We start from the raw sequence: 27,000 nt of genomic DNA, 5'->3' as shown, positions 1-27,000 counted from the left end.
ATGAAAATTAAGCAAAATCTAAAATTATTACTATTGGTTTTAATAGTAATACATTGTTTTTGTGAAGTATCAAAAGCTGAAGTACAGAAATATACTTACACAAAAACTTCTATTAACGGCGGTAATGCAACCTCTTCAATTACAGCACAGACTTCAGGTGAATGGACATTTACATTTTATTCTGGTCTTGGCTTCTTTCCTTCTTCACCTTCAAATGATGATTTAGTTAATGCACAATCAAGTTTGGTTAGCCTTTTAGAAGCGGTCAGAAATAATTCGTTTTCAGTGTTCTATATCAGAGATAATGTAACTAATGAAATAATTTTTACATATCGACCAAGCTTAGAATATATCAACGAAATAAGAAATGCTGCTCCTTCGGCTGCATATGGCAGTGAAATTGTCAACATTAACAACTTGATTAAAGATAGATCATATTCTATTTACAGAAATTTTCCGGGTGGAAAATCTACATTAACTTATACTTTAGAATCTCCACCTATCCCTCCAGCTATTAATATTAAGTATAATGGCACTCTTACTGATGAAAGTATATTCCCTATTTGCAGTAACGAAACAAGCTCAAGTTTAGTAGCTTCTATTCCTTCAAATAGTAGTAATTATAATTTAAGCTGGAGAGTACAAGGAGGTAACAATCATTCGAATGAAGGTGAAACATTAAATTTTAGTGACCTATTAAGTGGTTATCAGACTTCTACAAGTCTTACAAGGTACTATGCAACTTTGGAAATTTATGATATTGAATACGATTATACTCATCAAAAGAGTTATACTTTTGAAATTACAGATTATAATAACAACAATTATACAGTTGAAAGTAGTCAAGTATCATTAAATCAAACGACTTGCGGTATAGATGCTGGTACTATAAATTTTACTTCTACAGCTTCTAGTGGTACCTACAGAATTTATAAAGATGGTACTGAAATACCAGCTTTGAGCTTTATTGGAAGTGGGAATAGTAGAGAAATAAATATATCAGGGTATGGATTTGGAAGTTATCAAATTAGATATTTTAATACGAACCAATGTATTGATGATGCAAATTTCACCATACCCGGAACATTCGAAGAATCATTTGCACCTGTAATTACAAGTTCTCCATCTTCTAGCATTTTGGATGTTGAAGGTTTATATGAATTTTCTGCATCACTAGAAGGATGTGGAAATATTGGTTGGCAATATTCAGAAGATAATTCGAATTGGACTACTTCAGAAACTCAAGGGGCCAATTTTTCAAGAATAATAACTACTCCCCAAATATTCATTCGTGCGATAAATACTGTAAATCATTTTTTAGTATCTCCTTCTTTAGCGTATACTATAAACTATCGATCTCCTGTGATTACTGATTATCCTAATTCAGTGATAAAAGAAAAGGGTGAATTCCCTTTTGCAGCTACTTTAGAAGGTTCAGGAGCTATAAGGTGGGAATATTCATCAAATAATTCTGATTGGACTAAATATTCTGATGAATTTGGGGAAGAGGTTGAACTGTCAATTCATAATGATTTACAATATATAAGAGCATATAATAGTAGAAAAGAAGATATGGTGTCGCAGACTATCATGTTTGTTGTTGCTCCTGATCTTAAGCCTCTATATTTCTCTAGAAAAGAGGATAAATTGTATGCAAATAATCTAGATGATTTAGAAAACTATGATCTGTTTTGGTCTGTAAATGGTGTATTAAGATTAGACTTGCCCATTAAAGAAAACCCTTTTCTTAGTGATTTATATGATAATTGGACTTATGGAATTATAGCCAAAATAAAAGAAGAGAATAAATATTCTGATGTATTGGTTGATTACACTTATTTACAGATTAGTAATACATACGTACCAAATAATCAATCATTATCACAAAGTAATATCAACTACGTGAGAACTTATGGTTTTAGGAAACCTATGGATAGTATACCTTCAGATATTGATTCAAAATCTCCGGAACATGGGATTCTGACATCTACAGAATACATTGATGGTTTAGGTAGACCGATACAGAATGTGAGTAAAGCAGGCAGTCCAAAGGGATATGATATTATTACTCCTATAGAATATGATGATGTAGGAAGAAACCCGAGAGCTTTTTTAAGTTATATAGATGAAGGGACTTCCAATGGAGATGTTAAAAACAGTGCTTTGAATAGTCAATTTGTATTTTATAATGACAACAAAGCAGGAGTTTCTAAGCATACCTCTTTCCCTTTTTCTGAAACAGTTTTTGAGGCTTCACCACTTGATAGACCATTAAAGCAAGGTGCGGCTGGAGATGACTGGGCTGGGAGTATAGGCATTAGCGAAGAAGAACATGTGGTGATAATAAACCAGAGACCAAATGTAAATACAGATTATATAAAAAGATATAGTTATGTAGACAATCCATTTGTAGAAACTATAGAATTTAACGAACCTGAAAGTGGAACACAAACTCATATAGCGAAGGAATCAATTACTTTTACAGATGGTTTTGAGTTTAGTGGAACTTCAGGGACTTTTATAGCATCTATTGATGATAATTTTGATGGCACGAACGAAGGATATTATTATACAGGAGACCTTTGGTTAGTAGAAACATATGACGAACATGGTTATTTAACCGTTGAAGGAAAAAATAAAAGTGGACAAGTAGTCGTAAAAAGAGTGCAGAATGGTATCGATGTAACCAATGGATTAGTGACTTACTATGATACTTACTATTCATATGATATATCAGGTAATCTTATTTTGGTTATTCCTCCTCAAGCAACTATTGATATCGGAAACTCTAATGAAATTTCACAAACCATTTTAGATAACTTATGTTACCAATACCATTATGATGAACAGAGCCGTATGATCGCCAAAAAAATACCAGGTAAAGGTTGGGAGTATATGGTATATGATTATTGGGATCGATTAGTGCTCACGCAAGATGCTAATTTAAGAAAGGAAAAGAAATGGTTATTTACGAAGTACGATTATTTCAATAGACCCATTTTAACAGGAATAAAAGTATTAGGGGATACTCATGAAAACTTACAAACTATTTATAATAACTCTTCTTTAGAACGTTATGAAAGTCAAGGTGGAAATGTTTTAGATTATACAAATATTGCGTTGCCTTCTGTTTCAGAAACGGATGTATTAACGGCTACTTACTATGATGATTACTCTTGGAGAGAGGAAACGTTGAAATTTGCCTTGCCAAGTAATATTTTTAATGTGACAACTGAAGAGCAACAGTTGGGTATTGAAGTTCCTAGCATACGTGAAAGCGTTAAAGGACAAATAACAGGAAGTAAGGTGAGAATTCTTGATACAAATCATTTCCTTACTACAGTTACCTATTATGATGCTCGATATAGAATTGTGCAAACTATCACGGAATCTTTAGGTGGTGGTAAAGATCGTTTAACGAATCAGTATAATTTTTCAAGTGAAATTGTCAAAACGTACCTAGAACATGATAAGGTGATCGATAATGTTACCTGTACTGTGAATGTACTACAAGAAAATGAATACGATGATTTAGGTAGAATACTAACTGTACATCAGAAGTTAAATAATGATGAAAAGCAGCTTATTGTTGAAAATACTTATAATGAGTTGGGGGAATTAGTTAGTAAAAAAACTGGTACTGCAAACCAACCTTTATTACAGGAATATAAGTACAATATTAGAGGATGGCTATTGGGTGTAAATACGGATCAAAATAGTAGTAAAACCTATCCATTTAGTTACGAGTTAGCTTACAATGAAGCAGGACAGTTTAATGGAAATATCGGTAGTCAATTATGGCAAAGTTACGGAACGCCAAATACGCTAAGAACTTATGATTATACCTATGATCCTTTAAATAGATTGAAAAAAGCGACCTATGAGGCAACACAAAACGGTTCTCCTATATCTGAAAATTTCTCTGTCACAGGAAATGATAATGGAATCGCTTATGATGCCAATGGTAATATTTTAAGCTTACAAAGACAAGGTTTAGAGTATAAAGTAGGTGAAGGAAATAGTTTTGGCTCTATTGACGATCTTACTTATACTTATGCAACAAATAGTAATCAGCTGATAAAAGTAACTGATGTTGCGAATAAAATAGGGGCTAATTTTAAGGAAGACCATAGTTTTTATGATGGTGCAAATTCTAATTCAGAGTATCAATATGATGCCAATGGAAGTATGATTTATGATGGTAATAAAGGCATTACTAATATAACATACAACCACTTAAATCTTCCAACAAAAGTAGTAGTTGCTGATGGAACAGTAGAATATGTCTATGATGCAGCAGGTATTAAATTACAAAAAATAGCTACGATCAATGGGGTCACAAAAACAACAGATTATATTGGTGGTTTTGTGTATGAAGACAATGAATTACAGTTTATGCATACGGCAGAGGGTCGTGCTTTAGCAAAAGGTTCTGGTATCACTTCTCATACAGAAAATCAAGATTTCGTACAAGAATACCATTATAAAGATCACCTAGGCAATTTAAGAGTTGCTGTTCGTCCAAATTCGATGTATTATGAAGATTTCGAGGACGATGAGACCTATTTTGAAGATGCCTTAAAAGATAAAATCAGTTTTGCAGGTAGTATGACCCAAATGCTTGGAGGAGAAACGGACCATCAAAATGGTGCAAATATTCTACTAGATGTAAAAGAAGGAGAAACCTTTGTGGCCTCAGTAGAAGCTATATACTATGTGGATGGAAGTGAGGAAACTCAAGCAACTCAAACTTCTGAGATATCTACAACCACTGTAGGAACTGATGGAGAAACTTCTTCTACAACTACTCAGCAATCTGGAACACCTTTGCCGGTAATGACTTTTGGAACAGAGACAGCAGGTGAGGTCAATGCCTATTTAAAAGTAGAGTTTTTAAATGCATCAAATGTGAGTGTGGAAACGAATAGTTCTTATCTTACTAAGGAACAGCAATGGGAACAATTACAACTGAGTTTAACCACACCTGAAGGAGCAACACAAGTAAGAGTTTCTATTCATAATACTTCTGAAGAAGTTAATGCCTATTTCGATAACCTTAAAGTCACTTTCAACGACTACATCGTACAAGAAAACCACTACTACCCGTTTGGTATGAATATGGCGGGAATTGAGAAGGAAGGGACTCCAGATCATAAATTCCAATATAATGGTAAGGAGAAACAGGAGGAGATTGGTTTTTATGATTATGGTGCTAGGATGTTAGATGTAAAAACCGGAAGATGGTTTGCTGTAGATCCTTTAGCAGAAAAAATGACAAGGCATTCTGTTTATAATTATGCTTTCGATAATCCCATTAGATTTATTGATCCTGATGGTATGAGTCCTGATGATATTATTTATATAAACTACAGTGATTCAAAGAATTTTGTGAATATTATTAAATCTTCAGGAAGAGACCTTATAGTTTTTGTTAGAGGAAATGATAATTACACTGTTGGTTCTGCAGACCATAAGTCCTGGAATAGATATGTTAAGGACGGTAAATATACTGGTGGTTTTGATTATATTTACTCTTCAGGTTTTCAACATTCAAAACTAGACTTTTCTCTATTCTCAACGTTAGTACTCTCTGATCCTTATAATCATTTTGTAACCAAAAATACTGTTGAGGAATCTTTTGATGGAGAAGGTTATATGTTATTTGATACGAACAGTGGGGATGATGGGTTAGGATGGTCTTCAAATTTAAAAGCAAGTAAAGATGCTTACGTTCAATCTCTTATTGGATTTGTAGATATAGCTCATGGTAGTACAAATGGACCAGTATTTAATGGAAAACTTGGATATGATGCTCTTAAATTTAGTTCTAAAAGCTTGCTTAACATTGGAGCTGAAAAGGTATTGAAATCAGATGTTATTGTAGGTCCAACAACATTCAAAGGTGCAATAGTGGAGCTTCCAAGCGGAAGACGTTATCAAGATGTAGAAGGTTATAATAAGTATGGAGAATTAATTAGAAAAAGAGTTATTTATGAATAGTTACAGATATTATCCTTTTAAAAGGATTGTTTTACTTCTTTTATTTTTTTTCTATATCTCTTGTTCTACAAAAACGGGAGTTTATTGGGATGACCTAACTTTAAGAGGAAATATAAAACAAATTATTATTGAGAAAAAAAGTATTGGTGAAGATGGATTACCACCATCTATTACAATTAAGAATTATGATAGGAATCGTAATATTGTTAATGAACATAATATTATAATTTCGGGCAAAGACACAATTATTCATAAAACAATTTATAGTTATAAGAATGGGCTTGTATCACAAGTTAATGTCGATAACTTCTTTTTAATGTTTTATGATAAACATAATAATTTGGGACTTCCTACAGGAGGACGAATTTTTGAGAATGTTAGTGATGAAGTTTTTATACAAAATAGGTTTGTGTTTACTTATAATGATAAAGTAAAAACAAAAATTATGCATTTTTCTATTTCTGATTCATTAGTTTTTGAAGCGAATTATTTTTATAGAGATGAAGAACTATACGAAAAAGTTCTAGGTGAAAATATAATTAAATATTATGATTATGTGTATGATAAGTTTGGTAACTGGATTGAAAGATGTGAAGAGAAAACCATGAAAACAAAAATCACAAGAAATATCGAACAAAGAAAAATAGAATATTATTAGACTTTATCACGGTTTATTAAAGTAGAGTTTTTTAAAGTTCTTATTTATGGTTAAAAAGTGTTTTTTTATACTGTTTTTTAAAAAAGGTAATTGCACCTCGAAAATTCATTACAAAAGAAACCGTGATAAACTCTATTAAATTTCTCTCAGTTCATAGTGTTATTTCAGATTTTAACCATAAGAAATTTCATAGTAAATAATTTCCTAGAAAGAATGGGTATGATCATAAGAAACATTATGATGCTCCTTTGAACTGAGTGTTAAGTAGTAAAGTTAAACAGAGCTTACCCATAGAATAAGTTTTCAAAAAACAATAAACAAAAGTAGTAAGAGTAGAAAGTTGTTTTGTGAGTCCAAGTCATTAGGGAATTTTACGAATCTCTATCCAATTGAGCTTATCACCTCCTAAGGTTGAGATATTCCACATTATAAGGAGTGGGATCGTAACATGTAGAGGTGACAGAAGCTTACCTACTAAGGTAGAAGACTTTATTAATAATAAACATAATGAAATAATATTATCTGTAAAGATTTGATAAGGAAACAGCAATGATATTTCACACTCCTACTGTCGAAGTGTGAAAGGAAATGTTATTCCAAACCAACCTATTGATTAAATTTCAAACTTATCTTTTTAAACAAAAAAAAGCATAGTAAACTAATGAAAAAATATATCATCTTCATTCTATTACTATTTACAACCTTTATATCCACTATACAAGGTCAAACTATTAATGGAATTACACCACAAGACCCACAAGTAAGGGCAATACAAAGGTATGATGAAGTACCCGTTGGAACGTATACAGGCATCCCTGCTATTTCTTATCCTTTATTAGGCTTAAAGAGTGGAGACTTAAACTATCCTTTATCCCTTTCCTATCATGCAGGGGGAGTTAGAGTATCAGACCAATCCACCAATGTAGGTTTAGGTTGGTCCTTAAACAATGACATCGTCTTAACCGTAAGTCCAATTGGGAAAGTAGATTTAGATCCAAATCTTAACTACACAGAAGATGAAGTTGAGAATTTATTGAAGATATGGAATGATTTTCCAGTAAAAACATCAACTAACCAAAGACGGTCAGTTATCGATGAGGAAACGTGGGCATGTGATACAGACCCAAGGTCTTACAAAGATGAACCCCGAGCAAGGATTGCTGAACAATTAGAATGGGGAGAGTTTCAACCTGATGTATATTCTATTTCATCTAGCTTATTGAATATACGTTTTATGAAAGACTTTAAAACAAATAAATGGGTTATATTAGATGGAGATCCTAATTGTAAAATTTCCTATAATAATACTTATAATACTTGGGAAATAATAGACTCAAATGGTACGAAATTTAACTTTGGTTATGTTGAGCATAGAAAAAATTCAAATTTAGCGAACAGTACACCAAGTTGGCGTATTGCAAGTATTGTTAGTTATAACAATAATTTTCTAATTTTCACATACGAGGATGGTAGTCAAGGAGGTAGAGATGAGTTTGATGAATTTAGAGAAGAAAATACTTATGATTATAGAGTAGAAATTCAACCTCTCACTTATTATAATACATCTGCCAAAACGTTAGTTGAAACTGATCCACTTAATCATGTTCCCCAAAGCTCAGGATGTTATGTAGATTTTAAAACAAGAAGGTTAAGCAAAGTAGAGAATAATTTTGGCGAACATATAGTATTTGATTATTACACCACTAAAAGAGAAGATTTAAAAACTATTGATAGTAAAAAAAATTATGCACTTAAGAGTATCACAAAATATGATAGATATGATAAAGAAGTAAGATGCATTAAATTAGATAATAATGATTATTTTGACTCTGATCCACAAAATAGTTCAATTGATTATTTAGAAAAGAGGTTAAAACTATCAGGATATAGTATCAACGAGAATTCAACTTCTACTAACCCCATTGAAGTTTATTCATTCGAATACGACGAGACTTATTCTTTACCCAAGAAAAATAGTAAAGCAGTAGATTATTGGGGCTATTATAATGGAGAAAGTAATACCTATTTATTCCCAAATTTACTTTTACTTCATAAAGTAAACAACCTTCCAAAGTTGAGAACAACAACGGGAGGTAACAGGGGAACAGATGAAGAAGGACGTTTTAAGGCTTGGTCTTTGAAGAAAATCAATCTTCCTACAGGAGGAGCGATAGTATATGATTTTGAGGCACATCGTTTCAACAATTTTATAATGCCAAATCGACAGGAAATGAAAGAAGGGTCTATTTCTTCGATGATTGAATATAAACAAAGTGGATACGCTGATACAAGATATCTTTCTGAAGAAATTGAGGTGGGTGATAATGAAAATGTAGAGTTAACTATTCATATTTCTTTTGGAACTGATACATATCTTGAATCATCTGAAGAAATAGAAGCAGCTAAAGATTATGCAATTTCAATATTAGAAAATCGTCCAGGAAATCCATATTTCTTTTTTGAAATAGAATCTTTGGATGAAGGAAATAATTTCAATCTCACTTGGAACCCCACTATTGATTTTATGAATGACTTTAGGAAAGACAAGAAGTGTTATGCAACAGACGTTGTTCACTTTAATCTTCCAGCTGGAAACTATAGAGTTTCTAGATGGTTCCCAGGTCCATATTTAAATTATAGTTTCTCTTTTGATGCTTATCCTAAGAATGTATATCCTGAACTCCACGAAAGTATAGGAGGGGGTATGAGAGTGAAATCAATCAGTTATTTAGACCAAAACGGGGAAACAACTAAGAAAGTAGATTATAATTATAAACAAGATGGTATTAATACAGGGAAATTGATTCAAGTGCCATTGTTCTATAGTACTGCTATTCAGAAGCAAGGTCTAACAGACGTGATTTCACATACTAATACAAAAACGACACTTCAAAAGTCATATCAAGTAAGAGCAACTATTTTAGAAAATGGTAATGTTTTTATTACGTTTAAGGAGCAAATTGATGTCGTTGATGATATTACTGTAAATTATACTATAAATGTTTCAGATTATCTATATGAGAAATGGACTATTAGTTCGAATAGTTTTAGTACTAAAATACCTGGTTCAACAGGATCTCATATAGGTTATTCATCTGTGTCATTGATATATTCAGATGGAGGTAAACATACTATTGATTATTATAATGAACCAAGTACTGGTCTTAATACCTCCTCTCTTTGGTTGAAGAATAATAAAAAGAATGGATCTATTTTATATGAAAAAAAATATAACGAAAGAGGTGATCTTTTAACGTCAGAAGAATATTTATATCGAAGTTATAAAAGAGATAATATTGATTTAGCTTCAATGTCAGTAAGAGATGAATACTCGGGTCCAGAGTGTGAAAGTGTTGGAATGATGATGAATAATCATCTCTATAGGGGAAGGTGGATATTGAGTTTAAACGTTTTTGATATCGGTTTTGTAAAACCCTATAAATCTATTTCAAAAAATTATTCCAATAAAAAATCACATGAAGTCATTACCTATTATAACTATGATGATTACTTACAAACAAAGTCTATTGAAGTAAAAAATAAGGATCAACTTTATTCAACAATATCATATTTAGAAAATAAATATCCTTATGATAATATCGATGATTATAGTACGACTATTAAAAGTTCATTAGTCAATTATAATAGAATAGCTCAGCCTTTAGAAATAATTGAAAATCAAAAAGATTTATATAGCTCTTACAATTCAAGTTATTCATCAAATAGAAAAAGAATCAATTTTAGTTCTAAATTATATGACGGTAAAAGGTTATTAGAAAATATATCAGCATATCACCAAAAGTCAGAAAATAGTAATGAGAAACTCATATCTGAATATAAAATAGAAAAAAGAGGTGATGAATTTCCATATCATATTCTAGAAGAAACGGATAAAAGTGACATACATTATTGTTATCTATACGGGTATAAAAAAAGTGGTGAAACACAAACATATTTACCTATAGCAAAAATTATTGGAGCTACTTATGATAATGGTTCAATAAAAGATATTAATAATAATGAATTGACATCAGATCAAATTACAAATCTAGAAAGTTTTTCGGGAGAGGTAATTACAGATGCTTTGAAAGCAATTCAAACTATATTACCTGCAGCCCAAATTGAGTTGTATGCTTATAAAGAAGGTTTTGGTATTAGTGAGAAAATGGATATTAATGGAAAGCTTTTTACATATAAGTATGATACTACTGGTAGGCTAATTGAAGTAAAAGAAGATGGAAATGTAATTTCAGCTTATGATTATAAATTATTAAATAAATAGAGAAGAATCTATTTAACATATTATTCCTCCTAATTCATAGTTTAGTTTTTTTACAAAAATTATCCCCAATGTTATGAGTGTTAAGCAACAGTATCACTTCGAACTTGGCTATAGAATAAGTTTCCAACTTATAACTTCAAATAAAAAAGAAAATAGGTAAAACATAAAGGTCAATTTTTGATAACTATACTTTCAAAATTGACCTTTACCTACTCTTATGTAGAAAGTGGTTTTTGGGAGTCCAAGTTCTCAGGGAATTTCACGAATCTCTATCCGGTTGAGATTATCACCCTCCTAAAGGTGAGGTGTTCACCCTTATAAGGGAAGGGGTTACGACATGGAAAGGGGAAAGAGGTGTACCTACTAAGGGTGAAGAGTGTCACCTTATAAGGTAACACTCTTCACCCATTTTTTTCTTACTATTTGTGATTTGAAAACTTCAACTTCTCAACAAAAATTGTAGTATATTTACGCCATAAATCGAACAACTGTTATGTGTACTTCCCACTGTTCAGAGTGTTAACTGGTATCACTCGGAACTTACCTATGGATTAAGTCTTTGACTTATAACACAAGATGATAAAAAGCAAACATCAAAAAATGAGATACACTCTCTTACTTTTTTTATTTTTCACATTGGAGGTTTTGCATGCACAAACCTATCCCTCACTTTCTGAGCTGAAGCAACAAAAACAGCTTCTTCAACAACAGCAGTTGGAAGACAGTTTGTTGCAGATGGGAAAGATGCCACAGTTGGTGCCTTTTGTAGGAGGAAGAATAGGTGCATCAAAAGTCTACGATTTCAATCGTGGGGAAACAATAGCTCCAAACATTGCCCCTTATCTCACCGCAGGCGTAAGTTATCGCTATTTGCGTTGGGAAGCAGAAGCAATGATGGGGTTGAATGTGATGCTCAATACTGATTCCTTGTCGTTGGGTATTTCAGACCGTTGGCTGGCCGAGGGAAAAGTAAAATACAGATTAGGTGCACAAAGAAAAGGAATGCTCAATGCAGGTCATGGATGGCAACCGAACACCAATTATATCAGTGCAGGCGGTGGTTATGCATGGAAAAACAAAAAGGACAAAATCATTACGTTGTATTCAGATATCAACTACCACTATCAGCACAATGACTGGGGCGTACTGGCAGGCATTTCTGTAGGATTTGGCAAAAAAGGCTTAGATCAAGTGGTCAAAAGCAATCTCAATGGTTTTGACCCCAACCGAGAAATCCAAAGTCCTAACCTCAAAATGCTGGAGAAATTCAAGGACATGCAAAATATGCCCTTCGGAGAAGGTCTAGGCTTGCTAACTAAAGCACTTAATATCGGGAACACGATCACAATTGCACAGCAAGATCCACTCAAAGTTACTTATTCCCCGTCTTTGCAACTGCCCCTCAGCAAAGCTTGGAGTGTAGGCATTGGCCCGAATATCTCAATGGTGTATGATTCCCTGCATACCAATTGGTCCTTTGGAGGAAGAGCCTTCGCCAGAGTACAACCCCACAAATACCTGCCTTATCTACAAGTAGAATATTCCGGATTGTACGAAGCCGATTCCCTTTCCATCTCCAAAGAAGGCATCACACCTTCCCCCACTTCAAGCTGGAAAAGTGATGTGCTGATAGGAGCAGGATATTCTTTGCAAGTCGGAAAATTCTTCTCCATAGAAGCTTCCGCCATGCGAAAAACCGGTTGGGTAGACCCCGTAGACGGCAACCCATGGCAATTTCAACTGTCCACCAAAAAAGACATTCCATTTGCCAATCCAGAAATGGACCAATTGGAAATTCCAGAAGCCACCATTGATGTCGGCAAATTCCTCAAAGTAGGAGGAGGCATCAATATGACATTAGGAGAAACCCCTGGAGTGGAAGTAGCCCCTCAGTTCTATAAAACAGTAGGGACCAAAAAGAAAACAAACATAGGTCTGTCCCCCTTACTCCGCTATTCCAGAGTAGAAGACAAAGACCTTTGGGTCTACGGAGGCCGAGTGTTCACACAATATACACCCCTCAAAGGATACCCGCACATAGACGCAGAAATAGAAGGCATGAATGCCTCAGATCCTTCACAACCCGAATACAAAAGACATTGGTATCCCTCCCTCAGAGCAGGTACCGGCTACACTTTTCAATTCGGCAATTTCTTCGGCATCAACTTCCAACTGCTTTATTCTTTTGTCTATGAAACAGAAGACAATCCCCTCCAAAACAGCCCTTGGGTCTTTAGAATTGGGTTTAATGGGATTGGGGATAAATAATAGGTATATCATCATTAGCCCACGACTTAAGTCGTGGGCTAATGATGATTGAAAAAATTAAATATTTAAATACTCTTTAAAAGATGAAAACTATGCTTCTAAGACTTCAAATTTTGATCACAATAATATTAGTGAGTTTGAATACATATGGTCAGGACGAGACAGTAAATGGCAACTTGGATGTGAAAAAAAGTATCACATTAGGTGGGACAGGTGAAAAATTACATTGGGGGTGGCCGGATAGATCAATAGAACAATACTCTTCCGATGACAAAAGTATGATGATACGTTTTAAAAACAGTATGAGCAGTAGTTATGGGAATGCTGATGGAGGTTTCGAATTTACTGATCATACCGGGAAATCTGTTCTGAGAATCAATAACTATAAAGTTGGAATAGGAACAGATTCTCCTAAATCACTACTATTTATCAAACAATCTTCAGAGACAAGTAATTCAGGTTTGTCAATTCAAGATTTAGCGACAAGGACCATCAATATTTATGGAGAAGGTGCTTCAGGTAGACAAGTGATTTCAACAACAGGCACCAATAACCCTTTAGCTTTTATCTTAAATGGTACTGAGGTAATGAGAATGGATTACAGAGGGCATGTAGGGATCGGCACAATAACACCAACATCTAAATTTTTAATAAAGCAGTCTACAGAAAAAGAAAGCACGTCAGGTCTGTCTATTCAAGATTTAGCGACAAGGACCATCAATATCTATGGAGAAGGAGCAGCAGGAAGGCAGGTGATTTCCACAACGGGAACAAATAACCCTTTAGCTTTTATCTTAAATGGAACGGAAGCTATGAGAATGGATTATAGAGGGCATGTTGGTATTGGGACAACAAACCTTTCTGATTTTAAATTATCTGTAAAAGGTAAAATCAGAGCCGAAGAAGTAAAAGTATACACAGGCTGGGCAGACTACGTATTTGAAGAAGATTACAACCTAAAAACTCTCTCAGAAGTAGAAGCCCATATCAAAGAGCATAAACATTTACCAGATGTTCCATCAGCCAAAGAGGTAGAAGAAAATGGGGTAAATGTAGGAGAGACAGAGGCGATGTTGTTGAGGAAGATTGAGGAGTTGACATTGTATACTATTGAACAAGAGAAAGAAATTTCCAATTTGAAAAATGAATTAAGAGAAGTTCAAGATTTAAAAAATGAGCTTAAATCTTTAAAAGAAATGATTCAATCAATTCAAAAAAACTAAACTAATAAACTGAAATATATATTATGAAAAAGACATTTATTTTACTTTCGATTCTTCTGATTTCTGTAAAAGTATTTTCTCAAAACCAGGAAATTAAAGGCCACTTAACAGTGACCAAGAGTATTTTAGCAAATGAACCTTTAGAAGCCAAAAGTTGGGACGATTTATGGCAATGTGGCTTTTTTGATGCTCATAGTTTGCCTTCAGCACCTGAATCTTCTGGCTGGTTTTGGGGTGTAAATTTAGGCCATAGGTCCAATTTATATTCAGATGCTAAATATGGAGGACAACTGCTCATTAAGCATAGCCCATCAACTCCAACACTTTATTTTAGATCAAGAAGTGCAGAAGGTTTGGGTACATGGGCAAAAGTATTACATAATCAAGGTGATCAGACATTAGGAGGGAATTTGATGGTAGGATCTTATTATGCTGATGAATCTACACAAAATGACTTTCTAGGTAAAAAAATATACTTTGGAGGAGCCCACCTTAATGGAGATGCAGTATGGATGGGTAGATATAATGAAAGCAGAGAAAATACACATTTGAGGATAAATATTGGAGATGATGGGGCTGATATTTTTGATATTGGTTATAACCACTGGAATGGTGGGGGATGGCAAAGTCGTTTTAAAATAAATATGTATGGCAATGCTATTATCCATAATTCATTATGTATAGGAACAACTTCAAGAGGGGATTACAAACTTTCTGTGGCTGGTAAAATCAGAGCCGAAGAAGTAAAAGTATACACAGGCTGGGCAGATTATGTATTCGAAGAAGATTATAACCTAAAATCTCTTTCAGAAGTAGAAGCCCATATCAAAGAGCATAAACATTTACCAGATGTTCCATCAGCTAAAGAAGTAGAAGAAAATGGGGTAAATGTTGGTGAGACAGAAGCGATGTTGTTGAGGAAGATTGAGGAATTGACTTTGTATACTATTGAGCAGGAAAAACGACTTAACCATCAAGACCAAAGGTTAGATGAGCAAAACGAAACTATTTTAAAACAACAACAACTTATACTTCAGTTATTGAATAATATGGAGCAAAATGAAAAATAAAACATTAAAGGTATTAATAACAGGGATATTATCTTTATCCCCTTTTATCACTCTCGGTGTATTTGCACAAATTAAGACTTCAGAAGTTAAGGTTGAACAAACTAATAATGTAACCACAATAGATGGACAATTGCATTTGAATAATAGAACTTACTCGAGAGGTATAAGAATTCTAGGTCGATATGATTATGGTAGATCGTCTACTTCAGCAATTGAATTAGAAGTAAAAGATGAAGATTATAATGCAATTAGAGCATTTAATGGAGATCAAAAGCTAGGTACTATTCACTTTTTTGATGATAATTGGCATCAGGGTGATCCAACGAAATCAGCTGGTTCAATCAACTTTGACCCTGTTACAGCAGTAACTATTGGTACATGGGATAATCCAGCTGCTTATTTTAGGGCAAATGATGGTTTTGTTGGTATAGGAACTCAAAATCCAAATTATAACTTAACTGTAAATGGTGTTACTTCAACAAAAGGATTGCGTATTCCTGGAAAATATCAATACGGTTATGATCATTCAGCCATTGAGATTGAGGTTGAGAATGAAGATTATAACGCAATTAGGGGGTTTAAAGGTTCTACTAAAATAGGAACAATACATTTTTTCGATGAAAATTGGAAAGGAGGTAGTCCTTCTAGTTCGGCAGGATCAATAAATTTAGATGCTATAACAGCTGTAACTATAGGTCCATGGGAAAATCCAACAGCTTATTTTAAGCAAAGTAATGGTTACGTTGGAATTGGTACAGAGAGCCCTACTCATAAATTAGAAGTTAATGGTTCGATTAAAGGTGTTAGTTTTCATTCTAATAATAATAGTTGGTCAGATTTTGTTTTCAAAGATGAATATATTCTACCTACGTTAAGTGAAGTCGATCAATTCATAAAAAAAAATGGACATTTGCCTAACATTCCAAGCGAAACAGAAGTATTAAAAAATGGTACAAACCTTGGTGAAATGGATGCCAAACTCTTACAAAAAATTGAGGAATTGACTTTGTATACAATCAATCAAGAGGAGCGAATTGAAGAAATGAAAAAACATAATGAAACGCTAGAAAATAAAGTTGTTGAATTAGAAAAATTGGTTCATCTTCTTTTAGAAAAGGATAAATAAAAATTCGTAAGTTCTAAATCAAAAATAAATTATAGTTAATTCTAATTTATTTTTTGAGAGTACAACGCTAAAAAATGTATTAATAGTGGTTCTATTAAAAGTTTTTTGAAGGCAGTAATCGCAAAACAATAAATAGAATTAGTATTAGATAATTTTGAATTTGTACTTATTATAATACAATAGCACAAGAGTATATAAAACCTCATAATACCCCGAAAAATGTATAATCTACATTTCCGGGGTTTTTTATTGATGGAATTTTCTTTTCACCTGAAGGCATAACATTGAGAATGAGGGAAGAAAATGCTTCTAAAATTTAATATCCCAAAAGAAAGTTTTTAACTTAACATTACTCTTCCAATTCATTGAACAAAATAAATAAAACAAAATAGTTAAGCATTCATTATTTAAACATGAGGTCAGGATTATCAAATGCTGATAACCAATTCAATTTCCTGGTCTTACATCTACTATAAACTAAATTTTATGAGAAAAATTTCACTATTGCTCCTCGTAGCATTCTTGATTATGGGAAGTAATCAAAGTTATGCACAAAGAAAGAAATCTACAGTTGCTAAGGTAGAACCAATTGACTCCCATCTTTTTGACAGTCTCACGTTTAGAAGTATTGGGCCTGCATTTATGTCGGGAAGGATTGCAGATTTAGCCATTGACCCAACCAATGAGAATATTTGGTATGTGGCAGTGGGATCAGGTGGTGTATGGAAAACAGTCAATGCAGGTACTACTTTTCAGCCAATTTTTGATCAGCAATCAGTATTTTCTATTGGTTGTGTTACGCTCGATCCTCAAAATCCAAATACGGTTTGGGTTGGAACTGGAGAGAATGTTGGCGGACGTCATATTGCCTTCGGCGATGGTATTTATAAAAGTACAGACGGAGGGATAACTTGGGAAAATAAAGGGCTCAAAAAATCCGAACATATCTCCAAAATTATGGTCCACCCTGAGAATTCTGATGTGATTATGGTAGCTTCTCAAGGACCACTTTGGAGCCCAGGAGGTGAAAGAGGTTTTTTCAAATCTACGGATGGAGGAGAAACTTGGAAAAAAACGTTAGGAGATGAGCAATATACAGGGGTAACAGATATGGTTTTTGATCCTCGAAATCCTGACCGTATATATGCTGTTACATGGGAACATCACAGAACAGTTGCCGCTTGGATGGGCGGTGGTGAGCAATCAAGAATTTATAGTTCTGATGATGCAGGCGATTCTTGGACGCAGTTAAAAGCCGGTCTTCCAGAAGGAAAGTGGGGTAAAACAGGCCTTGCTATCTCTCCTCAAAATCCTGATGTTTTGTATGCCGCCATTGAGTTGAACCGCAGAAAAGGAGGTGTTTGGAGATCGGATAACAGAGGTGGCAATTGGACTAAAATGTCAGATGTAGTTTCAGGAGGAACGGGGCCACATTATTATCAAGAAATATATGCTTCACCACATAAGTTTGACCGTCTTTATTTTATGAACAACAGTTTGATGAAATCAGAAGATGGAGGAAAAACGTTTACTTATATGGATGAAACGGCAAAGCATGGCGACAACCACGCAATGGCTTTCAAGGCTTCAGATCCTAACTATATTTTGGTGGGAACCGATGGAGGTGTATATGAAAGTTTCGATTTGGGAACCACTTGGCGCTATATGGAAAATATTCCTATCACTCAGTTTTATAAGGTGGCAGTTGATGATGCAGAACCATTTTACAATGTTTACGGAGGAACACAAGATAACAGTACAGAAGGTGGACCATCAAGAACGGATAATCACCATGGTATCAGAAATGCCGACTGGAAAGTGGTGCTAAACTGGGATGGTCATCAACCTGCAACAGAACCAGGTAATCCTGATATTATGTATGGTCAGCGTCAACAGGGTACGTTGTCAAGAATTGATTTAAAAGCTGGGGAAGTGATCGATATTATGCCTCAACCTGATGCTGATGAAAACTATGAACGTTACAATTGGGATGCTCCTATTTTAGTATCTCCACATCAGCCATCAACCATTTATCATGGATCACAAAGACTTTGGAAATCGACCAATAGAGGTGATTCATGGACCGCTTTATCAGGAGATTTAACTAGAAATGAAGAGCGTATTGCCTTGCCGATTATGGGAGGGACACAAAGCTGGGATTCCCCTTGGGATATTTATGCAATGTCGAATTTCAGTACAATTACTTCCATTGCTGTTTCACCAAAAAATGAAAAAGTTATTTTTATTGGTACCGATGATGGTTTGATTCAAGTTACGTCAGATGAAGGAGCAACTTGGACTAAAATAGAGGTAAGTGCTTTGGGAGCGCCTTCAAGAAGTTATGTGAATGACATCAAAGCAGATTTATTTGATGAAAATACGCTATATGTTGCGTTAGACAATCATAAAGAAGGAGATTATAAACCCTACTTATTGAAGAGTAATGATAAGGGTAAAACATGGACAAAAATTGAAAATGGTTTAGGAGAAAAGAACTTGGTTTGGAGAATTGTTCAAGACCATGTCAATAAAGATCTAATGTTTGCAGGAACTGAATTTGGTGTTTTCTTTACGGTAGATGGTGGACAAAGCTGGACGGAGATGAAAGCCGGTATTCCAACTATTTCCTTCAGAGACTTAGCGATTCAAAGGAGAGAGAATGATTTAGTGGCCGCTTCTTTTGGTAGAGGTTTTTATATATTAGACGATTACTCCGCATTGAGAGGAGTAAATAAAGAGCAATTGGAAGCTACGGCTACTTTATTTGAACCTAGAAAAGCGTGGTGGTATATCCAAAAGTCAACTGTTGATTTTGATGATGCAAGAGGTACGCAAGGTAGTCAAATGTATTTGGCCGAAAATCCTGATTTTGGTGCTGTATTCACATATTATTTGAAGGAACCAATCTTAAGTTTGGAAGAGGAACGACAAGCAGATGAAAAGGAAAAAGGTAAAGCTTCTTTTCCAGGATGGGAAGTGTTAGATCAAGAGAAAAGAGAATTGAAACCATTTGTTTATCTTGAGATTAAAGACCAAGAAGGACATATTATCAATAGGGTAAATGCTTCTAATGCAAAAGGGTTTAACCGTGTGACTTGGGATTTAAAAGTAGGAGGTACGGGCACTATTATGTTGAATGATAAGGAAGAATATTTGACCGCTTTGTTAGTTTCTCCAGGCACGTATAGTGCTACTTTGAATGCTTTTGAAGGTGGAAAATCAAGAGTCCTTTCAGGTCCTGTCAATGTGGAAGTAGAGCGATTAGGCAAAACAGCCCTTGAAGGAAGTGCAATGGATGAGGTTGTGGCTTTCTGGCGTAAATACGAAAACCTGACACGTGAGGTCAGTACATTGTCTATTCAATTATCAAATACTCAAAAAGCAAGCACGAAACTATTCAATGCAGCTGTAAGTTCTTCATTGGATCATCAAATGATGGAGAGAATTGCCACTTTGAATACACAATTGGCAAGTTTGGATACCCAGTTTAATGGAAATCCAGCCAAAAATGAGGTAGGAGAGAAAAGTAAGACCACAATTGGTGAAAGACTTTTTGCTTTGAACCGTGGTATTTCGATGTCTACTTATGGACCAACTGCCACACATTTAAAAACGGTGAAAATCATAGAGGATGAACTAAAAGCACTTCAGGAAAAATTAGCTCCTTTAAAAACAGAAGTGAAAGAGATTGGAGCAAAAGTTTTAGAAGCAAATGGTGCTTGGATTGAAGGAACAGAATAAATGTTCAATTGATATATTTTATACATTGTAAACGAAGTTATCGACCACTTGTAGTATTTAGAAATCAAGAGATACTTGAAAGGAGGTGATAATTTCGAAATAGTTTGCTTTACTAAAAAATAATAAAAGGAGATTGTTCATTGTAGCAATCTTCTTTTTCTTTTGTCACAGTACTTAGTACATTGTCAACTAAATTTTCAAATATTTTTGACATTTAGAAATCAGGAGATTTCTAATGATCTGTAGGGCACGAATGACACTGACGCTTAACATTCGCGCCAGTGAACTTTCTACCATTTTAGTTTGGTAGTACTTCCCCTGGCATTGAAGGGAAAAGCGTTAAGAATTTCATGAATTGAGCCGTTAAAAAATGATTTTCTTGTTTGAGCAAAGCGAGTTTAAAATCATTAAGGCGAGTGGAATGAAATTTAGCTTTTGACTTCTAAGCCTTGAATTTTTGCTTCGTTTTTCATCAATGGAAAAATGAAGAAAGAAGAAGCTTGGAAGTAGATCATAAAAAGCTTGTAAAATATTGATTGAAAGTTAATGAAAACTTAGTTTACAATTTGCTTAAATGTACTTAGATTATATTCATTAAATTAACGGATCAAAAACAAATTATAATGAAACTTCTTAAGCAACTTATCTTTATCATACTGTGTTTGATGATACTACAAACCATCACTTTTTATACCATAGCTCCCAAAACTATTTTAAATCAAGTTGGGAAAAACTACATCAGTTATATCTTAGAATATATGGATAATGATGAGGTTTCGATTGCAGTGGTTTCAAACTTAAACGCTACTTCTGTAGAAATAAAGGAGGAAATATTGCCATTTCAACCTTACTCAACTGATATATTGTCTTTAGAAACGAAAGGAGATGTTATGGGATTACTCCATCAAGGTTATACTTTAATTTATTTGTTAGAATTTGATGGCAGTCATCCATTTTTTATTAATACCATCCATGAAGCTGAAGCGGCTAAAGAATATGGAGCAGGGTGGGAATCCAAATACATCTGGGTACTTTATCAATGGATACTTATTGAAAAAGTGAATACAGGGATCTCTTGATAATTATAAAAAATAAAACACCCCGCCTATAAAATCTGCGGGGTGAATGGTGCGTTAATGCTTCTTCATGCTAAATTGAGTTAACTTACTTTGACTACTGAATCCTAATATCTTTACATATTTATTAAGGTGTAATAGAAGGGAATACCGACTATGACATTGATAGGGAAAGTAATGCCCAGTGCCATAGGGAGGTATAAACTTGGATTGGCGTCGGGTACAATCTGTTTCATTGCGGCAGGAACTGCAATGTACGATGCACTTGCACCTAGGATTGCAAATAGTAATTGATTACCAGGGTTGTCAGTGATTTGCTGACTGATTAAAAGTGCTATTAATCCGTTGACAAAAGGCATAATGGAAGAGAAAAGGAAGGGTGAAAGCCCTTTGCTCACCAACAGTGATAATTGTTTACCACTCGTGATGCCCATGTCTAGCAGGAATATGGCTAAAAAACCTTTAAATATGTCTGTGGTAAATGGTTTGATTCCTTCTGCATGTTCAGCTGATACCGTAAAACCGATCAGTAAACTACCAAATATTAATATTACACTTCCGTTAGTTACCGAGTGCCATAATAATTTCGAAATACCTGATTTATCGTTACTATTTCCTTTTTTGTAGTAATTGATCAACATTACCCCCATCACAATTGCAGGGGCTTCCATAATGGCCATAACCGCAATCATGTGTCCATTAAAATTAATCGATTCAAATTCTAGAAATGAAGTGGCAGTGACAAAAGTGACAGCACTCACAGAACCATAAGATGCAGCAATTGCTCCTGCATTTGCAATACTCATTTTTCGTTTCAGAATCAAGAAGGAGGAAATTGGGATAGTGATGGCTAGAAATAATCCTAAGAAAATGCTCGATAGAATTTCCAGATTCATACCACTATGAGAAAGTTCTTGCCCACCTTTGAAACCTATGGAGAGTAAAAGGTAAATGGATATAAATTTGGAACTGTTCTCTGGAATCTCTAGGTCACTTTTGATTTGTACAGCGATAATGCCAAGAACGAAAAAAAGAAGTGCGGGATTTGTTACGTTTTCTATAAGTACTTGAATGTCCATATTAGATGTTAATCAGAAATTTTTACTGTGTAAACTTTTTCATATGTCACCTTTTTACCCATCTGTTCTGCTTTGAGTAAAAAGCTGTGTAATGTGGAATACGAAAGTTTCCCTTTCTGAAATTCCACTTCGTTAGAACCAATCAGATGATCTGTTACAATTTGGTTTTCACCTTTCTCATTCAGTGTTTCTTGCAATACTGAAAGAAGCTGGGAAGGATCAATGGCTTTCCGGCCGTTACTAGAAGCTGATACATTCTCATGCTTCATTGTAGACTTGATGTGAATGGTTAGCTCATCTTGAGCAGTTCTTGTTGCAAGACTTGTTACGTCTTTTGTTTGCAAATCTGTCGTTGTGTTTCTTGTACTCTTAGTCATAGTATTTATGTTTTATTGTTGACACAAACCTACAGATTAAAATTCATAAGTTTTTATTTAATATATTTATGAAAAATATAAGTAATTGTTTATGAATTTCACTTTACACCAACTAAAAGTACTCCTTAAAATTGCTGAACACCAAAGCATTACGAAGGCATCAGAAGAGCTTTATTTGACCCAGCCAGCGGTATCATTACAGCTTAAAAAACTACAAGATCAGTTTGAATTGCCCCTTACTGAGGTTATCGGAAGGCAACTTTATATCACTAATTTCGGAAAGGAAATTGTTGAAAGAAGTAAAAAAATATTAGAAGAAGCAGAGGGCATAAAATACACAGTAGACCAATACAAAGGTTTGGTTTCAGGAAGTATAAAAATTTCTGTAGTCTCCACTGGTAAGTATGTAATTCCCTATTATTTGAAAGATTTTATGGACAAATATCCTAGCGTTGAGATTAAGATAGACGTGTCCAATAAGGTAAAAGTAATAGAAGGGTTAGCGAATAATGAAAGTGATTTTTCATTAGTTTCCGTTCTTCCTCCTGATTTAAAAGTGAACACTGTAGAGTTAATTGAAAACAGATTGTTTTTAATTGGAAGTAGTTTTAGTAATGTGAAAATTCGAAGACCAAAAGACTTAGAAAAAGTAACATTACTTTTTAGAGAAGAGGGATCAGCTACTCGAAATGCTATGCAGGATTATCTCAAAGAAAACAATGTTAATGTAAAAAAATCAATGGAATTAGTCTCTAATGAGGCGGTGAAACAGGCCATAAATGCAGGTATTGGTTTCTCTATTGTGCCACTCATTGGTTCCAAACTCTTTCTAGAAAGTGAAAGCGTAAAGTTTTATCATTTAAAAGGGTTGCCCATAGAATCGAAATGGCATATCATCTACAATAGAGGTAAAAAGTTAACACCAGCACATCAGGCTCTTTTGGATTATATTGAGGAGCATAAAGAAGAAATTGGACAAAAATATTTCTCCTGGGCACTAAAAGAAATCTAGTTTTAGTACTAACTTTACAAAAACTAAAACTACATTAATTATGACTTCAATTCATGAATTTAAAGAAGAGGAACTTGATGATTTTATCCAGTACCTTACTTTACATTTATCAGAAAATGGCAAAGACGGAGAAGCTTTATTCCAGCCTATGTCGAGGAAACACGGAATAGGTGAAACACAGCTTAGGGAAAAGTTCAAAGTAGGTTTAATTAGAAATTATGGTGAACCAGGGTGGCGAAAATTATGGCTTGCCAAAAATGAACAAGGCCAAATTATTGGTCACATAGACATACGTTCTTATCCAGATCAGAACTCTTCTCATAGAGTGCTTTTAGGCATGGGAGTAGACAGCAGTCACAGAAGATTGGGAGTTGGTTTGCAGATGCTTGAATATGTCATACATTATTGTGATGAAGAAGAACAGATCAATTGGCTGGATTTACAAGTGATGACTTGCAACCAAAAAGCCATCAATCTTTATCTCAAAAAAGGGTTTGTAGAAATTGGTAAAATCGAAGATATGTTTAGAATCGATAACGCGTCCTTTGGCTCTACCTCTATGACTTTAAATGTAAGCTAATGCCCTATATTTATCATTTTCATCAAAAAAGGTTGGCCACTTAATATTAGGTTAAAACTAACTCAATTTTTTTTTATTAACTTGGCTTGCGAATAAACTGATATAAGATATGTCAACTTTAGAGAAACTAAGAAATCTAAACAGCAACGATCAAGTGGTCAATCATGAATTTTTATTACATGAAGATCACTACGACTTACTAATGGACCTTGCTGAAGCAGAAACAGATGATGAAGAAGATGAAATCTTCGAGCAAATGTCTGATATACCAAATCTAGCTTATATTGCTTCTGTTATTGAATATTGGGAGAATAAGGTGGGTTCTGCAGCCATAAAAAGAGAAATAGACAGAGGTTATGAGGTCACAATGGAAAGCAAATCCGAATTAGAAGAAACGGTTTGTGAAGAGTTATCTCTAGAATTTACAAGATTTACAGTTGAGATTGATGACGAAATCATTCGAGTACAAGTCATCTCCAACGACTAATCTCTAAAGAATATACCCATGACGCGCCAATCATGGGTATATTTTTTTGTCAGTTTATAATTGTATATAAGCAAAAAACTCCATTAACAAGGCAATTCCAATATGGATAATAATGCCTCCCCAAAGGTTTTTGGAATAGTAAGCAATCACCCCAAGAATATAGCCACCGAAAATGGAGCTGATGGATTCACCAAGCGGTTTTCCAAAGTGAAATACAGCGTAGGTAATAGCCATTGGAATGACCACATCTTTCCCCAAATATTTGACTAATCCAAAAATTAGTACCCCTCTAAAGAAAAGCTCTACTCCGAAAAATTCTAAAGCATAAACCAATTCAAATAAGCCAATAAAAAGAGCCTTGGGAAGTTGGAATGTAATGGCCATCACTTCAGGTCGGGCGTACTTTACAAAAGGATAGAACTTTTGGAATGAAGCCGTAAATGATGCTCCTATGATAAAAGGAGAGATCAAAAGAAGAAGAATTAAATAAGGCTTTAAGTTTTTGGCCCTTAAATCAAGACCATAAAAATTTGACAGTTCTTTCCTGTCGTACATAAAATAAAGTAGAATAGCCCCTGTGAAAATGATAGTCACTTTTCGAGCTTTTGACAATACTTTAAAGAAATACAACTTGACATACCCCTCTAGATCTGCAACAATGTAATGATGAAATAGGAAACTTCTGGAAGCCGCCAATACCATAAAAATAAGCGTGAGCTTGATCCAAAATTCTTTGTTTTGCGAGAGTACTTTTCGCTCAGAGGTAAAGTGTATAATAATGAGCACGCCCAAATATCCCGTCATATGATAGCAAAAAAAGGCAACCCCTTTTAATGCAAATGGTTGGATGGTATCAATATAGGAATCTTCAAAATCAAAATGATAATTAAAACCAAGCAAAAGAACGGCCCAAATACCGATTAAAATTAATGTGATGGGGCTGTAGAGGTTTTGATGAAAATCCTTGAAGTAAGTAATTAGTTGTTTCATGAAAAAATCCTTTGAAAGATCCAAAAAAGTATAGCAGTGATTTTAGCTTTTGACTATGGGATGTTCTGATTTTCCCCATTCAGACCAAGACCCATCATAGATTGACATTGAAACATCTGAAATTTCGGAGGCCGCCAAGTGAACAATACATGCTGTGATTCCTGATCCACAGCTGAATATTAGATTTTTACCCTTTGGAACACTTTCTTCAAAAATTGCTTTCAGTTCTACTTCACTTTTTAGTTCACCCTCTTTCAATAATTCTTTGAAAGGTACATTTACAGCATTTGGAATGTGACCACTTTTCATACCTGGTCTTGGTTCTTCAACTGTTCCATCAAAACGTTGCTTCCCTCTTGCATCCACTACTATTTCTTTTTCAGAAGTAATATTTTCCAAGACTTCCTGCATAGATCTTACGCTCTCAGGTTTCAGCTTTGCCTTAAAATCTCCTTTCTCAAATTGTTGTTCTTTGTCCTTTTTTACCGTGTCAAAACCACTTTTCAACCATGCAGGTAACCCTCCATTTAATACTTTAATGTTTTCATGCCCCATGGCCTTAAACATCCACCAAACCCTTGGGCTTGAAAAAAGACCAATGTTATCATAAACTACAATGAAGCTATTTTTATTGATTCCCAAGTTCTGACATTCCTTTTCAAAATGCTCTGGAGTAGGAAATGTATTTGGCAAACCACTTGAAGTATCACTAAAAACATTCTTAATATCAAAGATTCGTGCTCCATCAATCATCAAATCAGGATATTCAGTAGCTAAACCAGCTGCTTTTCCATCTTGACTTCCATCAAGTAGTATAAGGTTTTGATCTTCTAGCTGATCATATAATTGTTGAGGAGTGATAAGGTTTTTCATATATAATTTTTTTAAGGTCAAATTTGAGACTGAAGATACTAATATTTCAATTTAATCGCTGATCTTACTTCACTTGAATCTTGAAAAATGATGCTTGCAGAACTAAGAAAGTGATTTGAACCTTTATTATTAAAAGATTTCATTAAATTAGAGACTGC

16 protein-coding genes are annotated in these 27,000 nt (G+C 34.2%); 12 read left to right on the top strand and 4 right to left on the bottom strand.

The features are described 5' to 3' along the window. The 9 genes from AVL50_RS33495 to AVL50_RS07875 all read left to right on the top strand — a co-directional run bounded on the left by AVL50_RS33495 (position 1) and on the right by AVL50_RS07875 (position 21,447). Positions 1-6,000, top strand: a complete 6,000-nt coding sequence (locus AVL50_RS33495) for a DUF6443 domain-containing protein (RefSeq protein WP_062615950.1) — start codon at positions 1-3, stop codon at positions 5,998-6,000. Beyond that, positions 5,993-6,658 carry a hypothetical protein gene (locus tag AVL50_RS07910; protein ID WP_062615949.1) on the top strand — a complete coding sequence of 222 codons (666 nt, stop codon included), beginning with the start codon at positions 5,993-5,995 and terminating at the stop codon, positions 6,656-6,658. The genes AVL50_RS33495 and AVL50_RS07910 overlap by 8 nt, the downstream gene beginning before the upstream one ends. Before the next feature lie 661 nt (positions 6,659-7,319). Further along, complete coding sequence (locus AVL50_RS07905) at positions 7,320-10,940, top strand: hypothetical protein (RefSeq protein WP_062615948.1); 3,621 nt, start codon at positions 7,320-7,322, stop codon at positions 10,938-10,940. Positions 10,941-11,540: 600 nt separating this feature from the next. Next, a complete protein-coding gene (locus AVL50_RS07900; protein ID WP_157491203.1) occupies positions 11,541-13,208 on the top strand; it encodes a hypothetical protein in 1,668 nt (555 codons plus the stop codon). A gap of 83 nt (positions 13,209-13,291) precedes the next feature. Continuing rightward, on the top strand, positions 13,292-14,431 hold the full coding sequence (locus AVL50_RS07895; RefSeq protein WP_062615946.1) for a tail fiber protein: 1,140 nt from the start codon (positions 13,292-13,294) through the stop codon (positions 14,429-14,431). A gap of 23 nt (positions 14,432-14,454) precedes the next feature. Beyond that, a complete protein-coding gene (locus AVL50_RS33490; RefSeq protein ID WP_062615945.1) occupies positions 14,455-15,501 on the top strand; it encodes a hypothetical protein in 1,047 nt (348 codons plus the stop codon). Then, positions 15,491-16,627: a hypothetical protein gene (locus AVL50_RS07885; RefSeq protein WP_062615944.1), complete on the top strand. Its 1,137-nt coding sequence runs from the start codon at positions 15,491-15,493 to the stop codon at positions 16,625-16,627. The genes AVL50_RS33490 and AVL50_RS07885 overlap by 11 nt, the downstream gene beginning before the upstream one ends. 486 nt (positions 16,628-17,113) lie before the next feature. Beyond that, on the top strand, positions 17,114-20,368 hold the full coding sequence (locus AVL50_RS07880; protein WP_062615943.1) for a glycosyl hydrolase: 3,255 nt from the start codon (positions 17,114-17,116) through the stop codon (positions 20,366-20,368). A 623-nt stretch (positions 20,369-20,991) separates the two neighbouring features. Next, the gene (locus AVL50_RS07875; RefSeq protein WP_157491201.1) at positions 20,992-21,447 is read left to right on the top strand and encodes a hypothetical protein; all 456 of its coding nucleotides are present in this window, start codon (positions 20,992-20,994) and stop codon (positions 21,445-21,447) included. Positions 21,448-21,560: 113 nt separating this feature from the next. Here AVL50_RS07875 and AVL50_RS07870 read toward each other — a convergent pair whose 3' ends face one another. Together AVL50_RS07870 and AVL50_RS07865 are read right to left on the bottom strand one after the other, a co-directional pair. Continuing rightward, entirely contained in the window at positions 21,561-22,523 is a 963-nt protein-coding gene (locus AVL50_RS07870; protein ID WP_062615941.1) for a sodium-dependent bicarbonate transport family permease, read from the bottom strand. A gap of 8 nt (positions 22,524-22,531) precedes the next feature. Then, positions 22,532-22,900: a hypothetical protein gene (locus tag AVL50_RS07865; protein WP_062615940.1), complete on the bottom strand. Its 369-nt coding sequence runs from the start codon at positions 22,898-22,900 to the stop codon at positions 22,532-22,534. Between the two features lie 91 nt (positions 22,901-22,991). On the opposite strand from AVL50_RS07865, the gene AVL50_RS07860 reads away from it, so the two are divergent. The 3 genes from AVL50_RS07860 to AVL50_RS07850 all read left to right on the top strand — a co-directional run bounded on the left by AVL50_RS07860 (position 22,992) and on the right by AVL50_RS07850 (position 24,979). Continuing rightward, entirely contained in the window at positions 22,992-23,912 is a 921-nt protein-coding gene (locus AVL50_RS07860; protein ID WP_062615939.1) for a LysR substrate-binding domain-containing protein, read from the top strand. Positions 23,913-23,952: 40 nt separating this feature from the next. Continuing rightward, positions 23,953-24,492 (top strand): GNAT family N-acetyltransferase, encoded by a 540-nt coding sequence (locus AVL50_RS07855; RefSeq protein WP_062615938.1) that lies wholly within the window; start codon positions 23,953-23,955, stop codon positions 24,490-24,492. A gap of 109 nt (positions 24,493-24,601) precedes the next feature. Further along, positions 24,602-24,979: a hypothetical protein gene (locus AVL50_RS07850; RefSeq protein WP_062615937.1), complete on the top strand. Its 378-nt coding sequence runs from the start codon at positions 24,602-24,604 to the stop codon at positions 24,977-24,979. A gap of 54 nt (positions 24,980-25,033) precedes the next feature. Here AVL50_RS07850 and AVL50_RS07845 read toward each other — a convergent pair whose 3' ends face one another. Then, positions 25,034-25,969: a type II CAAX prenyl endopeptidase Rce1 family protein gene (locus tag AVL50_RS07845; RefSeq protein ID WP_062615936.1), complete on the bottom strand. Its 936-nt coding sequence runs from the start codon at positions 25,967-25,969 to the stop codon at positions 25,034-25,036. Between the two features lie 42 nt (positions 25,970-26,011). Further along, complete coding sequence (locus tag AVL50_RS07840) at positions 26,012-26,842, bottom strand: sulfurtransferase (protein WP_062615935.1); 831 nt, start codon at positions 26,840-26,842, stop codon at positions 26,012-26,014. Between the last annotated feature and the right edge of the window lie 158 nt (positions 26,843-27,000).

Origin of the sequence: Flammeovirga sp. SJP92 (assembly GCF_001583495.1) — a bacterium.
Classification (GTDB): Bacteria; Bacteroidota; Bacteroidia; order Cytophagales; family Flammeovirgaceae; genus Flammeovirga.
This window is presented reverse-complemented; position numbering and strand designations above follow the sequence as displayed.